A 13837-nucleotide genomic window follows, 5' to 3' on the forward strand; every position below is an offset into this window, starting at 1 on the left:
GCGGGAACCGGTCCGGTCGTGGCGGCGGGGTCGGCGGGTCGGGCGGCCGGCGCGGCACCGGTACGGGCCGGATCGCCGGGCACACCGCACCCCTGGGGCTTCACAACGGAATGCGTCATGTGCATCCAGCATCGTGCCGGGCGCCGGCCGGTTCGAGTGGCAGTACTGACAGCACCCGCTACATTCCTGCCATACAGTGCCCTCATGCCGACCATCGCCGTAGCGGTCACCGAGGGCATGCCGTTCTTCGAACTGGCCATCCCCTGCCATGTCTTCGGCACCGACCGCCCCGAGATCCCCGACCCCTGGTACGAGCTTCGGCTGTGCGCCGTGGGGGCGGAAGGCGGCCCGGTCGCCACCCGTTCCTCGTTCGCGGCGCAGGTCCCGTACGGCACCCGGGAACTGCTGGAGGCCGACACGGTGATCGTCCCGGCCACCGCCGATGTCCGCGCGGAGCCGCCGGCTCCCCTGGTCGAGGCGCTGCGGGAGGCGCACCGGCGCGGTGCCCGCATCGTGTCGCTGTGCTCGGGTGCGCTGACGTTGGCGGCCACCGGCCTGCTCGACGGCCGCACCGCCGCCACCCACTGGATGTACGCCGAACTGCTCGCCGAACGCTATCCGGCGGTACGGGTCGATCCCTCCGTGCTCTATGTCGACCACGGCGACGTGCTCACCGGGGCCGGCTCGACGGCCGGCATCGACGTCTGCCTGCATCTGGTGCGCAAGGACTTCGGCAGCGCGGCGGCGAACACCGTGGCCCGGCAGTTGGTGGCGCCCGCGCACCGGCCCGGCGGGCAGGCCCAGTACATCGAGGCGCCGCTGCCGCCGCACCACGACGACTCCCTCGCCCCGCTCCTGCACTGGGCGGCCGAACGGCTGGACCAGCCGCTGACGGTGGCCGCGCTCGCCCAGCGGGCGCACACCAGCCCGCGCACCCTGGTCCGGCGCTTCCACGCGGCTACCGGCACCACTCCGCTGCGCTGGCTCCAGGCTCAGCGGATCGCACGCGCCCGCGCCCTGCTGGAAGGGGGCGATCTGGCCATGGACCAGGTGGCGGAGCTGTGCGGGTTGGGCACCGCGGCCAATCTGCGACGGCAGTTCACCCGCGCGATGGGGGTGCCGCCCTACGACTATCGCCGCTCCTTCCGCACCCGAAGCTCGACGGACGGCACACCACTCAGGGCGACCCCGCAGGTGGGCCCCTCAGGCCGGCACAGCGGAGAGTCCGCCCGGACCAAGGCGGCGGGCCGACTGCCCGAGCCGGCGCGGTAAGCGGGCTCCCAGACCACCCGCCCAGCGGGCAGGCCCCAGCCGACTCCGCGGACCGCCTGAACCGGCCCGGCAGCCCTGCCGCCCGGTCAGCGCGGTGGACGCACCCCCCGGGCCGACCCGGCCGGCCGACCGCTCAGCTCAGCGCCTGCGCCACTTCGGCGATGCGGTCCGGGCCGACCCGGCAGCAGCCGCCGATCAGCCGGGCACCCGCCGCCCGCCAGCCGGCGACCCGCTGCGGGCCGAAGGTGGCGGGGCCCCGCCACCCCCGGGCCGCCTCGTCCCACCGCTCCCCGCTGTTGGGGTAGACCACCACCGGCTTGCCGGTGATCTCGGCCGCCCAGCGCACCGCCTGGTCGGCGTCCCGCGGAGCGCAGCAGTTCACCCCCACCGCGATCACCTGGTCGTCCGCGGCGGCCAGCGCGAAGGCCTCGGCCAGCGGCTGCCCGGCCCGGGTGGTGTCCCCCGCCACGCTGTAGGAGAGCCAGACCGGCACTCCGCAGCCACGCACCGCGCGCAGCTGCGCCTCGGCTTCGTCGATGTCGGGGACCGTCTCCAGTGCCAGCACGTCCGGCTCCGCCTCGGCCAGGGTCTCGATCCGGGGCCGGTGGAACCGCTCCAGCTCGGCGACGCTCAGCCCGTATCGGCCCCGGTACTCGCTCCCGTCGGCCAACATGGCGCCGTACGGGCCGACCGAGGCGGCGACCCAGATCGGCCGCTCCTGACCCGCGGCCGCCCGCCGGGCGAGCCGCACGCTGCTGCGCAGCAGCGCCGCCGCCTCCGCCCGCCCGATCCCCCGTTGCGCGAAGCCCTGGTAGCTCGCCTGGTAGCCGGCGGTGATCAGCACCCGCGCACCCGCCCGCAGATAGGCGCGGTGCGCCCTCTCGATCTGCCGCGGATCGTCGGCGAGCAGCCGTGCCGACCACAGCGCGTCGCCGAGGTCGCAGCCTTGCGCCTCCAACTGGTTGGACAGTCCCCCGTCCAGGACCAGCGGGCCCTGCCGCAGCGCCTCGGCCAGCGGCAGGGCGGGCGGCGGAGCCGTCTCAGGGGCGGCCGACATCACGGTGCACACTCCCTCCGCTCTCCCAAGGCGCCCTCGACTCCCCGCTCCGGGCCACGGGGCACCGGGCTTCGGGGCCTCGTCCTTGCTCCGATTCTCCGCTCACCACCGCACGCGCCGGCTCCAGGACCCGGCCCTCAGGGCTCCCGGTCCTCGCGGTCGCGAGCATCGATCCCCAGGCGCCGGGGCCTCAGCTCGCCGACCCCGGCTCGGTGCCCCTCGCCGATGCCGACCCACGGACGGGCCTCGCGCCCCGCGCCCCGCGCCCCGGGCATCCCCTCAGCCGAGCTGGGAGCCCACGGCCGAGGAGATCAGCTCCAGGTGGTCCAGGTCGCCCAGATCCAGGATCTGGAAGTAGATCCGGGAGGATCCGGCCTCGGCGTAGCGGCCGATCTTGTCGACGACCTCGGCGGGCGACCCGGCCAGGCCGTTCGCCTTGAGCTCGACCACCTCGCGGCCGATGGCGGCGGCCCGCCGGGAGACCTCGGCGTCGTCCTTGCCCACGCAGGCCACCAGGGCGTTGGAGTACACCAGGTCGTCACCCTTGCGCCCGGCCTCCTCGGCCGCCTTGCGAACCCGGCCGAACTGCCGCTCGCTGTCCTCCACGGAGGCGAACGGCACGTTGAACTCGTCCGCGTAGGCGGCAGCGATCCGCGGGGTGCGGGTGGCGCCGAGTCCGCCGACGAGCACCGGCACCTTGACCTGCGCGGGCTTGGGCAGCGCGGGCGAGTCGGTCAGCTGGTAGAAGTCCCCCGCGTAGCTGAACGTCTCGCCGACGGGGGTCTGCCACAGCCCGGTGACGATCGCCAGCTGCTCCTCCAGTCGCGCGAACTTCTCCTTCGGGAAGGGGATGCCGTACGCGGCGTGCTCCTCCGCGAACCAGCCGGCTCCCAGCCCCAGCTCGATCCGGCCGCCGGACATCTGGTCGACCTGCGCCACCTGGATGGCCAGCACCCCGGGGAGCCGGAAGGTGCCGGCGGTCATCAGGGTGCCCAGCCGGATCCGGCTGGTCTCCCGGGCCAGACCGGCCAGGGTGATCCAGGCGTCCGTGGGCCCGGGGAGGCCGTCGACGTCGCCCATCTTCAGATAGTGGTCGGAGCGGAAGAAGGCGTCGAAGCCCAGGTCCTCACTGGCCTTGGCGACGGTGAGCAGGGTGTCGTAGCTCGCCCCCTGCTGGGGCTCGGTGAAGATTCGCAGATCCATATCTTCTATCCTGCCTGCTCTCGCTGACCGCGGCTCACCAGGTCCGATCCAGGGGGCGTACCGGGGCATACCGATCCCCCGCCGCACCCCGCACCTCACGCCCCTGCCGGCCTCCGCTACGCCGCGCCGCCCCGCTCCCGCACCTCCAGGTGCCGCAGGATGCCGCGCACCCGGTCCCGGCACTCGTCGGCGGCGTCCATGGACTCGACGCACTGCCAGTACAGCGCCTCCTCCTCGGTACCGGAGGCCACCTGCACCAGGGCTATGCCCGCGTCCCCCAGCAGCTCGGCCAGCGCCGGCAGTGCCCGCCGCAGATCCCTGACCTCGGTGAGCTGCACGGCCCGTATGCCGCCGCCCCGCACCACGGGGTGCCGAAGGGCCGGGTGGTGCAGCGCGCCCCGCGCCCGGCCCGCCGCCTCGCACAGTCCACTGGCCTCGGTCCGCGCCTCGGGCGGCCCGTGCAGCGTGAGGTGACCGCCGATCGCCTCCGCCAGGGCATGGGCCTGCCACGCCTCGACCACGACGTCCTGTTCGGTCCCGGCCTGCGCCAGGGCATGCCGGTTGGCATCGATTAGCCGCATCGCGTCCATGCCCCGTGCCCCTTCTTCGTTCACTCAGCACCCCGTCAAGCTTTCACTACCCAGAGTGATGGTCAACAGCCAGAAAAGCTAGGGGAATTCAGAAATCTGTTGACAGAAGTTGCGCTGTGGATAACTCGATCACTACAAAGAGTGACGGTGCGAGATCTTGGGATCCCCGACGGGGAAGCGCTGCTCGTTGCGATCGATCTTCGCGGCCAGCGCCGAGAGCGGATCGACACCCAGCACCCCGCAGAACTGCAGCAGATAGGCGAGCACATCGGCGACCTCGTCCTCGACCCTGGAGGCGGTCTCGGGGTGCTCCATCACCCGCGCCGACTCCTCCGGGGTCAACCACTGGAAGATCTCCACCAGTTCGGAGGCCTCGACGCTCAGCGCCACCGCCAGGTTCTTCGGGGTGTGGAAGGGCTGCCAGTCGCGGGCCGCGGCGAAGTCGGCGAGGCGGCGCTGGAGGGCGGCCACATCAAGGGCCGGCGCTCGTTCGGGCTCGGGTACGTCGTTCACGCCCCCAGGTGTACCACCGTCACGCCCTCGCGCGCGTCGCGCCCCGGCCGCGCTCCCCCTGCTTCCGGCGCCGGTACCAGGTCCTCGGCACGGCCCACCGCGGCCACCAGCCGGATGTGCCCGCGGGCGCACATCCGCCTGGCCACATCCAGCAACTCCCGTGCCTGCCGGCCGTCCATGCACCGGTCGAAGCCGTCGGCCAGCACGGTCAGTGCCTGCTGCGCCGGGAGCACGTCCGCCACCGGATCGACCTCCAGCACCCCGGGCCCGGTCATCAGCACCAGGGCCAGCGCCAGATAGCGCAGTTCCCCGTCGCCGAGCCGGTCGATCGGCATCACGCCCAGCTCGCCCTGCTCCAGCACGGCCCGTACCGAGCCGCCCGAGACCTGCTCGGTGCCCAGTCCGTGCACCGGGCCCGTACAGCCGGCGCGCACCGCGGCGACCAGCGCGGCATGCCGGGTGGCGCACTCGGTGCGGGTGCGCAGCAGCACCGAGGCGAGGTTGTCGCAGCCGCTGCGCAGCCGGCCCTCGCCGCGCTGGGCGGGGACCCGCATCCGCTCCGGCCGCGGGTCGCAGGAGAAGACCGCGCGCAGGGCGATCAGTACCTGCTCGGCGGCGGCCAGGGTGAACAACTGCCCGGCCGTCTTGCCGGCGATCCGCAGCGGCAGCAGCGCGGTGGCCAGCCGGTCGTCGGGCAGCGGCGCACGGGTGACCTGGGCCGTACCGGCGGTGTGCCAGGCCGCCTGGACGCTGCGCCGCCCCGGGTCGCGCAGCGCGGTCTCCAGCAGGGTCTCGCCCCCCGCGGTCAACCGTTCGCCGACCACCCGCAGTTCGGGCTCGGCCTGCACCGCCAGATCGAGCCGCACCTCCCCCACCGGCCCGTCCACCGTGCAGCCGATCCGGAATCCGCGCCGCCCCTGCGGGTCGGGCCGGGAACGCCGGGGCACACACGCCGCCGGGTCGGGAAACACGGACTCCAGGAACTCACCGCCGGCCAGCCGGGACAGCGCCGCGTACGCCTCCAGCGCGCTGGACTTCCCACTGCCGCTGGCACCCGTGAACAAGGTGAGCGGCCCCAGCGCGAAGGCGGCGCCCGAGTGGGCCTTGAACGCGGACAGCCTCAACTCGGTGACCACCGGCCGCAGCGTCGATGTGCTCATCACCGGAACGTATCTCGCGATTATTCTGCCGAACCGTTCCGGCGAGCGGTTCTTCCTACCTACGGGGGACGGAGCCCGGCATCGGCTGCTCCGCGACCTCGGTGCCCGCCGGGGCGAGCAGGAACACATTGGTGTCCACCCGGTGCATCCCGCTGGCCAGTCCGAAGACGACACCGCTGGAGAAGTCGAGGATCCGCTTGGCCACATCGCCGTCCGCGGCGCTCAGGTCGAGCAGGACCGGAATCTGCGCGAGGAGGTACCCGGCGACCTCGCGGGCGTCGGCGAAGCACTGGGCCCGGATGACCACGAGGCGCCGGGAGTCCTCGCGCGGGGGTTCGTCCTCGGGCAGCGCCCGGTGGTTGGGCCAGGAGGGCCACTCGTTCCGGCCCCGCAGCGGAACGACCTCGGCGAGCCCCTCCCACTGCTCGTCGGTGACGTCGAGGCGGCTCACCGGACCACCTCGCGGGCGTACACGCTGGATATCTGCATCCCGCGATTCTAGGGACAACCCCGCCGATTCCCGGCTCCGCGACACGGGCCCGGAGGCAGGGCCGAGCGGGCCGGAGGCCGTCGCCGTGCCGTGAAAACGAGTGGACCGCTCCGGTCCGGTTACTGGAGGCTGCGGTCGTGTGCGCCGGGTCGGTCCGGTGCCCCGGTGCCGAAACACCGGACGCGAGCGGGGAGATGGCAATGAGTGGTGCGGAGCGCACGGGCGTGCTGGGCGAGGGCGAGCAGGTCACGGTCACCCTGGTCAAACACCTGCGGCCGGAGGTGAGGTATCCGGCCCGGGTGATCGCGGACGACGGCACCCGCGTGGTGGTCCGCGCCCCCTGGGCCAAGCCGGACGCCCGCGACTTCGGCTTCGTACGCTTCGAGCCCGGCGATGTGTTCACCGAGCGCTACTGGCGCGACCGCTGGTACTCGATCAAGACCGTACGCACCGGGGACGGCGTGCTGAAGGGCTGGTACTGCGACATCACCCGGCCCACCTCGGTGGAGCCCGAGGGGCTGCTGGTGACCGACCTGGACCTGGACCTGTGGGTCTCGGCCGACGGGCGGACCATCCTGCGGCTGGACGAGGACGAGTTCCTGGAGAGCGGGCTGCCGGAGCGCGACCCGGAGGCGGCCGAGCAGGCCCGCCGGGCCCTGGACGAGCTGGAGCGCCTGGCCCGCGAGGGCGGCCTCGACCGGCTCACGGCATAGCCGCCCCCGGAGGGGCACATGGCCGGGTAGGCGGCCCGGGCGGAGGTGTGTGCGCCCGGGCCGTCAGTCCCAGGCGGTGGGCCCCCGGCAGGGGCCAGGTGACCGGGTAGGCGGCCCGGGCGGAGGTGTGCACCCGCGGGCCCTCACTCTGAGGCAGTGGGCCCCCGGCAGGGGCCAAGTGACCGGGTAGGCGGCCCGGGCGGAGGTGTGCACGCCCGCGGGCCCTCACTCCGAGGCGGTGGGCACGCGCCCCGCCCGGGCCGCGTCCCGCAGCGCCCGGTGGTCGCGCTCGTTCTGGTCGGCGTACGCCTCCGCGAAACGCACGATGGCCCCGTCGAAGACCTCACCCCGGCCCAGGTAGGCCGCGAGCGCGATCCGGTCGCCGGCCCTGGCGTGGGCCCGGGCCAGGGTCGCCCCGCACAGCGCGGCGAAGCGCTCCATGGCGACCGGGGTCATGCTCTCCGGTTGCGCGATCCCCTTCCAGTCGCGCAGCTGGCGCACGTAGAAGTCGCGCTGCCGTCCGTCGATGCCCCGGACCCGCTGCCAGCCCAGGAAGACATCGCCGGCCGCCTGCATCATCCGCTGTCCGGCGACCACCCGCTCCCCCTGGTTGGCGTACCGGCTCGCCCCCGCGTACGGCGCCAGCGCCGACTCCTCCGCCTCCTTGGCCTGGAGCAGCAGCGGGTCGTCCGCGTCCTTGCCGAGCAGCAGCACGACCCAGCAGCGGGTCCCCACGCTGCCGACCCCGACGACCTTGCGCGCCATGTCGACCACCCGGTACTGGTCCAGCAGCCGGTGGTGGTCCGAGCGCAGGGTGCGCCCGTAGCTCTCGACCAGCTTGCGGATGGTCTGCTCAGTCCGCTCCCGCTCGCCGGACGGCAGCAGGTCCTCCAGCGGCACGATCAGCGGCGGATCGGGGACGAACCGGACGCGGCCGCCGGATGTGCGGGTGAGCTTGTGGAAGGCCTGGAGGGTGTCGTGTCCGCGGGCCTTGTCCATCGCCCGGGTCAGCCGCTCGCGCCCGACCCGGTCCAGCTCCCGCGCCTCGCGTACCTGGACCTCCGCCATGTCGGTGTGGGCGTACCAGACGTCCAGGGTGCGCATCCGGGCGTAGGTGCGCAGGTGCTCGCGGTAGGTGGCGCAGGCGGCGCGTACGATCCGGGCGCGCACCGGGTCCGCGAAGCCGTTGTCCCGGGCGGCGATGACCAGGCTGGTGGCCAGGCGCTTGACGTCCCACTCCCAGGGCCCGGGCAGCGTCTCGTCGAAGTCGTTGACATCGAACATCAGATGGCGTTCGGGCGAGGCCAGCAGGCGGAAGTTGAGCAGGTGCGCGTCCCCGCACAGCTGGGTGGTGAGCCCCGTGCTCGGGGTGCGGGAGAGGTCCGCCGCCATGATCGCCGCGGCGCCCCGGTAGAAGCGGAACGGCGATTCCAGCATCCGGCCGTAGCGCAGCGGCACCAGCTCCGGCACCCGGCGGGCCGACTGCGCCTCCAGCACGTCCACCGGGTCGGACCGGTCGGGTGGCGGCTGGTACTCGGCATGGCTGGACCGCGGCACGGCCGCCCGCAGCGCCCTGCCCCGCCGCGCCCGCTCCCGGGGGCTGGGTCCAAGGAGGCCGGCGGAGGCCTCGGCCGCGCAGCACATCACATGGCCCGCGGTCCGCGGCGTACGCCCCGCGCACCGCGGGTACGCCGGATGATGCCTCGCTGACCTGCCATGACCGCTCCTCGGCGAGAACGGCGCCGCCGATCGGCGGCCGCTGCCGTCCCCTCCACGCTTCCACAGCTCGGGCCCGGCCGCATCCGGCCCCGGGATTGCTCCGACCGGCCGCACCCCGGATGCCGAAGGGGCCGGCCGGCGGGAGTGTGGTGCCACCCGGGCGGAGCGGACAGCCCCGCCCGGCAGCCGCCGCACAGACGAGGAGCGCGCCCCATGAACATCCGTCCGCGCCATACGCTCCCCGCAGCATCCCTGCTCCTGGCGTTCGGCGCCGCGGGGTGCACCGACGCCACGGACAACGCGGTCGGTACCGTCCAGTACCTCGCGAAGGACGGCAGCACGAACCAGATCGAGGACCCCTCCCGGGGCCCCTGCCACCCGCTGTCCGGCGGCGGCGCGACCGAGCTGGCGAACAACACCACCGGGGACTTCTGGCTCTACTTCACCCCCGACTGCCGGGGCGACGGCGGCAACGAGCGCACCTATCTGGGCTCCATGCTCACCAACAACCCCGCCAGCGCGAACCAGCCGTGGAAGAGCTTCAGCGTGGTGGGGTGGTGACGTGCCCGAGGCGCCCCCGGACCGACCCCCGAGGACCGCGCCCGGCGTCCGAGCCGCCGGATCACCCGGTTCGCTCGGCGGCCCCGGGGGCCTTCGCGGGGGCGGGGTCCGCGGTGTTCCCCGGGGTCGGCGGCTGTGACACGCCCGCGATCTCGTCGTACGCCTTCTGGAGGTGGTCCGGGCGCCCCGCCTGGACGGTCAGAAAGCCCCCGATCCCGAACAGGCCGCTCTTCCTGCGGGCGGCGAGCTTCTCCTCGAACACCTCGCGCGGCATCCCCTGGGTGTAGAGGGACTTGCCCATGAGCGGGAGCTGGATCCGCTCGTTGGCCGAAGGGTCGCGCACCGTGCCGGGCGGGTCCTCGCCCCGCTCCACCTGCCGCATCGCCTCGAAGTACCTGCGCCGCAGCAAGGTGATGCCCTTGTCGCCGCGCCCCAGGTTCTCCGTGGTCCGGTCCGCCACGACGCCCTGGCCGATCCAGGCGGCGAAGTCCTGGTTGCCGGTGTGCGACAGGAGGAGTTCGCCGGTCTCCGGATCGGTGAGCGGGCCGTACCAGTACGGGATCTCGTCGGGGTCCTGCCTGCCCGCGGGCACGTCGTCCGGCAGGACCGAGTACTGCCAGGTGATGTTGAGCGTGCGCGTATCGTCCACCGGGACCCGGAACTCGATCGTGTTGCCGGAGGCCAGGGTGTAGGGCCACAGGCAGAGGATCCCGCCCTCGCTCACGTCGTTCGTGCCCGCGTACGTTCCCTTCGGCGGGATGGCGGGCTCCTCCACCACCCTTCCGTTGACGAAGCCGTACTCGAACTCCAGGAAGTCGATGGACAGGTGCCGCGGTACGTACTCGGGGTTGTCCCGGTCGCCGCGCACGGCGTTCCCGTTCAGGTGCAGCCACTCGAAGTGGACCGGGTCCATGCCGTTCTCATGGCACTGGAACCAGTTGCACGGCAGCTCGGTCATGATGATCTCGACGAAGCCGTGCCCCCAGCCGAACATCTCGAAGTCGGGCAGCAGCGGGGCGGGGTCCGGGCCCAGGTAGGCCCAGACCAGCCCACCGAGCACGGCCGTGGGGTAGGAGGCGACGGCGACCTTGTCGTGGAAGCCGCCGGAGGGCCCCGCCTCCTCGAAGGGCTGCCGGGCGCAGCGCCCCTGCGCGTCGAACGCCCAGCCGTGGTAGGGGCACCGCATCAGATCGCCGTCGACCCAGCCCTGGCCGAGGTCCGTGCCGCGGTGCGGGCAGTGCCGTGAGATCAGCCCGTGGGACCCGTCCGAGGTGCGGAACAGTACGAGGTCCTCGCCCAGCAGCCGGACCGGTTTGACCCGTCTCCGGCTCAGTTCCAGGACCGGGGCGACCGGGTGCCAGTACCGGCGGAGCAGTTCGCCCATCGGCGTGCCGGAACCCACCTCCGACAAGATCCGGTTCTTCTCGGCTGAGAGCATCGTGGTCCCTTCACTGTGCGGGGTGCGGTCGTGCCGTCAGGTGGCGTCCCGCTGTCGAACGGGCGGCTCGGTGAGGCGGCCCCGGCGGCCGGGGGTGTGCGGTCTCGCCGCCGCGCCCACAGCACCGCTTCCGGACGGGCCGGCGCGGACACGGGCGCCGCGACGCGCCGTCACGGACAGCCCACGAGGCCGGAGACCCACCTCGGGCCGGGACCGGGCTCGGGGTCCCGGGTCCCCCCATCATCGAGGCGCCGGCCGGGTGTTATCCACCGAAAGCTTTTCCACCCAGAAACCGTGCGTGATATTGCCCTTGCGTCGCCCGACGGCTTGGGATATCGACGTGCCGGGAATCGCCGCGGCCCGTCGGCACACAGCTTCCCGTGGCACATACAACGGCCTTGTTTCAACGACCGACACGCGCGAATCACCAAGTGTTCCACCGCCGCTCCGTGCAGATCAGGACGGATCTCGGATCTCCTCGAAAAAATCACTCCGCGAATCGCCCGACAAAAGATTTTGCGCACATACTGGTCGCTTGGCTGGGGGGTCGGGACCGGACACCACCCGGTCGCCCTGCGGCCGGCAGGGCGGCACTCGTCCGGCCCCTACGAGGGCACGTCGCGCACGTACCGCGCCATGCGCACCACCCCTGAGCCGGAAAGGCCATGCACTGCGCCATCCCGGACGCGGATGAGGCTGCGAGACCGCGCCGAGAACGCCCGGGAGGCCCGCGTCACAAGGGGCAACACTGATGAATGCTCAGGCACTACGGGTACTCCTCACCAAGCGACGGGCTGCGGTCGCGCCGGAATCGCACGGACTCAGGCGTCCCACCGGAAAGGGCCGGCGGGCGCCCGGACTGGCCCAGCACCAGGTCGACCAGCTGCTCAACCGCGGCCCTGGGACCTATCAGCGCCTGGAGTCCGGCAAGTACCGGAATCCGCCGGTCGACCTGCTCCACGATCTGGCGCTGCTGCTGCGCCTGTCCGAGCTGGAGTGGGTCGCGCTGTGCCGCTACGCCGGCATCGGCGACCCGCCCTGCCCGCTCAACCCGCGCTCCGGGGAGCAGGTGCCGAACCTCTGGAACGACGCCGTCGAGGGCATCTCCCACGCGGCCTGTGTCATCGACGCCTCGTGGAACGTGCTGGCGCACAACCCTCCGTTCGCGGACTTCTTCCCGGTCGGTCAGTGCCCCGCCAACATGATGCGGTGGATGCTCTTCGACGGCCGGCATGTGCTGGACGAGTGGTACACGGCCTGGGCACCCCACGTCCTGTCCACGCTCCGCGCCGACCTCGCCGCCCGCCCCGAGGACGACGTGCTGCTGCGGATCGAGGCGGCGGTACGGGCCGACTTCACGGCCGCTCAGCTCTACGAGTCGGCCGGTGCCGTCGTCCACCCCTACGAGCAGGCGCGTCCTTTGACACACGCCCGGTACGGACCCGGGCGGGTCAACATGTGTGTGGCGCAGCCCCTGTCCTGTCCGGGAGCGCGCCTGTTCATCTTCCTCTTCGAACCGGAAGCCCAGCACCCGCCCCGCCCCGCGGCGGACCGCGTCCGCGATCTGAGGCGGAACCGCGTGCCGGAACCGGTCCGAGCGGCTTCCGATCGGATGCGTTCAGCCATCCTCGCACCGATCGGGAGCATATGAACGGCTGCCTTTTGGGCCGAAAACTTTTCAGTGGATAACACCGCGCCGGTGCCGTGATGATGAGCCGGGACGAGCGCTCCACCTGGCCGCCGCTCTCCCTTCGGCGTCGGACTTCCCTGTGTCCGACCTCTTGCCGGCAGTGTTTTCCCACGGAGGACTCACCCTGATGCGAACTTCTGCTGTCACGAGCGTGCTGTTCGTCGGAGGAAAGCGGACGGAGGCATTGGAGGCGGCTCGGAACGCCGGATTGCGGGTCGTCTACACCGGCCCCGTATCCGATATGAGCGAGCGGCATCGTGAGCTGGTCGACGCCGCCGTACTGCTTCCCGAGTTCTCACCCCGGGTGGCGGTGCGCGTCGCCGTGGCGCTGCACGGAATCGTCCCGTTCGATCTCGCGTACAGCGCCGGCGACGCGTACCTCCAAGCCGCCGCGCAGATCAACCAGGAACTCGGGCTGCGGGCGAATCCGCTGCGTACCGTCTCCTCCGTCAACGACAAGTCCCTCATGCGGGAGGTCCTGCGCGGAATACCGGTCGGACAGGTCGCGGCGGCCCAGGTCGAATCCCCTCTCGACCTGGCCGAGTTCACCTCCGCCAACGGCTTTCCGGTCATCCTCAAACCGAGGGGTGGCAGCGCCAGCGAGGACGTCCACCTCATCTCGGACCAGGACGGGCTCACCGCCCTCGCCGAACGGTTGGCGTTCCCCGGTGGCGGGAGGGGCGCGGCGCCCTGGGTGGTCGAGGAGTACCTGGAGGGAAGGGAGTTCAGCGTCGAGACGCACAGTGCCGCCGGTGAGCACCTGATCCTCGCGGTCACCGAGAAGTTCAAGAACGAGAACTTCGTCGAGATCGGCCATGTGGTGCCGGCGCGGATCACCGAGGAAGAGCGTGCCGCGCTCGCCGAGGAGACGCGGTCGGTGCTGACCGCCCTCGGGGTGGAGGAGGGGCCGGGTCACACCGAACTGATCCTGACGGCCGCGGGGCCCCGTCTCGTGGAGACCCACACCCGTCCCGGCGGGGACGCCATCGTGGAACTCGTCAAGCTCGCCGCGGGTTACGACATCCACGAGATGACGTTCTCCTGGCTGTCCGGCAAGCCCGCGGACGTGTCGCACGAGCCGGTGGCCGGCGCCGCGGCCATCTGGTTCCTCACCGCCGAACAGGGCAGGGTGACGGCTGTCGGCGGTGAGGCGGAGGCCGGGGCGGGCGAGGGCGTGCGGTTCGCCGGGCTCTCCGCGGCGGTCGGCGACACGATCCCCGAGGTGCGCGGCTCCGCCGACCGGCAGGGCGAGGCACTGGCCGTCGGCGACGACGCGGACAGCGCGCTGCGGCGGGCCCGGGCGGCCATCGGCCGTCTCCGGGTCGAGGTCGAACCGCTCACCCCGGCAGCAGCCCCGGACCAGGGCTGACCCTGCCGAGTCCCGCCGGCCGGCGGGCACCGGCGGCCCCGCGGCGACCGCCGCCCCCCGAC

The 13837-nt window shown here is 72.7% G+C and carries 13 protein-coding genes; 5 read left to right on the top strand and 8 right to left on the bottom strand.

From position 1 onward, the window contains the following. Positions 1 to 204: 204 nt before the first annotated feature. Positions 205 to 1272, top strand: coding sequence for a helix-turn-helix domain-containing protein (locus tag E4099_RS18625; RefSeq protein ID WP_135340227.1), 1068 nt, complete (start codon positions 205 to 207; stop codon positions 1270 to 1272). A 133-nt stretch (positions 1273 to 1405) separates the two neighbouring features. Here the strand turns inward: E4099_RS18625 and mmuM are convergent, their stop codons facing one another. The 6 genes from mmuM to E4099_RS18655 all read right to left on the bottom strand — a co-directional run bounded on the left by mmuM (position 1406) and on the right by E4099_RS18655 (position 6246). After that, complete coding sequence (gene mmuM, locus E4099_RS18630; RefSeq protein WP_135340228.1) at positions 1406 to 2329, bottom strand: homocysteine S-methyltransferase; 924 nt, start codon at positions 2327 to 2329, stop codon at positions 1406 to 1408. Between the two features lie 279 nt (positions 2330 to 2608). Beyond that, positions 2609 to 3532: an LLM class F420-dependent oxidoreductase gene (locus tag E4099_RS18635; protein ID WP_135340229.1), complete on the bottom strand. Its 924-nt coding sequence runs from the start codon at positions 3530 to 3532 to the stop codon at positions 2609 to 2611. A gap of 116 nt (positions 3533 to 3648) precedes the next feature. Then, positions 3649 to 4122 (bottom strand): DUF6099 family protein, encoded by a 474-nt coding sequence (locus tag E4099_RS18640; RefSeq protein ID WP_135340230.1) that lies wholly within the window; start codon positions 4120 to 4122, stop codon positions 3649 to 3651. Positions 4123 to 4254: 132 nt separating this feature from the next. Further along, the gene (locus tag E4099_RS18645; RefSeq protein ID WP_135340231.1) at positions 4255 to 4635 is read right to left on the bottom strand and encodes a nucleotide pyrophosphohydrolase; all 381 of its coding nucleotides are present in this window, start codon (positions 4633 to 4635) and stop codon (positions 4255 to 4257) included. Continuing rightward, the gene (locus E4099_RS18650; RefSeq protein ID WP_135340232.1) at positions 4632 to 5795 is read right to left on the bottom strand and encodes an AAA family ATPase; all 1164 of its coding nucleotides are present in this window, start codon (positions 5793 to 5795) and stop codon (positions 4632 to 4634) included. The genes E4099_RS18645 and E4099_RS18650 overlap by 4 nt, the downstream gene beginning before the upstream one ends. Positions 5796 to 5850: 55 nt before the next feature. Continuing rightward, on the bottom strand, positions 5851 to 6246 hold the full coding sequence (locus tag E4099_RS18655; protein WP_135340233.1) for a cell division protein SepF: 396 nt from the start codon (positions 6244 to 6246) through the stop codon (positions 5851 to 5853). Between the two features lie 233 nt (positions 6247 to 6479). On the opposite strand from E4099_RS18655, the gene E4099_RS18660 reads away from it, so the two are divergent. Beyond that, a complete protein-coding gene (locus E4099_RS18660) occupies positions 6480 to 6998 on the top strand; it encodes a ribonuclease FAU-1 family protein (protein WP_135340234.1) in 519 nt (172 codons plus the stop codon). Between the two features lie 225 nt (positions 6999 to 7223). Here E4099_RS18660 and E4099_RS18665 read toward each other — a convergent pair whose 3' ends face one another. After that, a complete protein-coding gene (locus E4099_RS18665) occupies positions 7224 to 8642 on the bottom strand; it encodes a DUF2252 domain-containing protein (RefSeq protein ID WP_135340238.1) in 1419 nt (472 codons plus the stop codon). Between the two features lie 288 nt (positions 8643 to 8930). Here E4099_RS18665 and E4099_RS18670 point away from each other — a divergent pair, with 288 nt between their 5' ends. Beyond that, positions 8931 to 9278, top strand: coding sequence for a hypothetical protein (locus E4099_RS18670; protein WP_135340235.1), 348 nt, complete (start codon positions 8931 to 8933; stop codon positions 9276 to 9278). Positions 9279 to 9339: 61 nt separating this feature from the next. Here the strand turns inward: E4099_RS18670 and E4099_RS18675 are convergent, their stop codons facing one another. Continuing rightward, positions 9340 to 10716: a Rieske 2Fe-2S domain-containing protein gene (locus E4099_RS18675; RefSeq protein WP_135340236.1), complete on the bottom strand. Its 1377-nt coding sequence runs from the start codon at positions 10714 to 10716 to the stop codon at positions 9340 to 9342. Positions 10717 to 11467: 751 nt separating this feature from the next. On the opposite strand from E4099_RS18675, the gene E4099_RS18680 reads away from it, so the two are divergent. Both E4099_RS18680 and E4099_RS34855 read left to right on the top strand, forming a co-directional pair. After that, a complete protein-coding gene (locus tag E4099_RS18680) occupies positions 11468 to 12367 on the top strand; it encodes an MmyB family transcriptional regulator (RefSeq protein ID WP_167828413.1) in 900 nt (299 codons plus the stop codon). A gap of 166 nt (positions 12368 to 12533) precedes the next feature. Then, positions 12534 to 13775 carry an ATP-grasp domain-containing protein gene (locus E4099_RS34855; protein ID WP_135340237.1) on the top strand — a complete coding sequence of 414 codons (1242 nt, stop codon included), beginning with the start codon at positions 12534 to 12536 and terminating at the stop codon, positions 13773 to 13775. The last annotated feature ends 62 nt before the right edge of the window (positions 13776 to 13837 follow it).

It is taken from the genome of Streptomyces palmae (genome assembly GCF_004684805.1).
Taxonomy (GTDB): domain Bacteria; phylum Actinomycetota; class Actinomycetes; order Streptomycetales; family Streptomycetaceae; genus Streptomyces; species Streptomyces palmae.

Bases quoted from the DNA above. Each gene is read 5' to 3' on its own strand.
- E4099_RS34855 (WP_135340237.1), top strand. From the start codon at position 12,534: ATGCGAACTTCTGCTGTCACGAGCGTGCTGTTCGTCGGAGGAAAGCGG.
- mmuM (WP_135340228.1), bottom strand. From the start codon at position 2,329: ATGTCGGCCGCCCCTGAGACGGCTCCGCCGCCCGCCCTGCCGCTGGCC.
- E4099_RS18650 (WP_135340232.1), bottom strand. From the start codon at position 5,795: ATGAGCACATCGACGCTGCGGCCGGTGGTCACCGAGTTGAGGCTGTCC.
- E4099_RS18670 (WP_135340235.1), top strand. From the start codon at position 8,931: ATGAACATCCGTCCGCGCCATACGCTCCCCGCAGCATCCCTGCTCCTG.
- E4099_RS18675 (WP_135340236.1), bottom strand. From the start codon at position 10,716: ATGCTCTCAGCCGAGAAGAACCGGATCTTGTCGGAGGTGGGTTCCGGC.
- E4099_RS18665 (WP_135340238.1), bottom strand. From the start codon at position 8,642: ATGTGCTGCGCGGCCGAGGCCTCCGCCGGCCTCCTTGGACCCAGCCCC.
- E4099_RS18660 (WP_135340234.1), top strand. From the start codon at position 6,480: ATGGCAATGAGTGGTGCGGAGCGCACGGGCGTGCTGGGCGAGGGCGAG.
- E4099_RS18680 (WP_167828413.1), top strand. From the start codon at position 11,468: ATGAATGCTCAGGCACTACGGGTACTCCTCACCAAGCGACGGGCTGCG.
- E4099_RS18625 (WP_135340227.1), top strand. From the start codon at position 205: ATGCCGACCATCGCCGTAGCGGTCACCGAGGGCATGCCGTTCTTCGAA.
- E4099_RS18635 (WP_135340229.1), bottom strand. From the start codon at position 3,532: ATGGATCTGCGAATCTTCACCGAGCCCCAGCAGGGGGCGAGCTACGAC.
- E4099_RS18640 (WP_135340230.1), bottom strand. From the start codon at position 4,122: ATGGACGCGATGCGGCTAATCGATGCCAACCGGCATGCCCTGGCGCAG.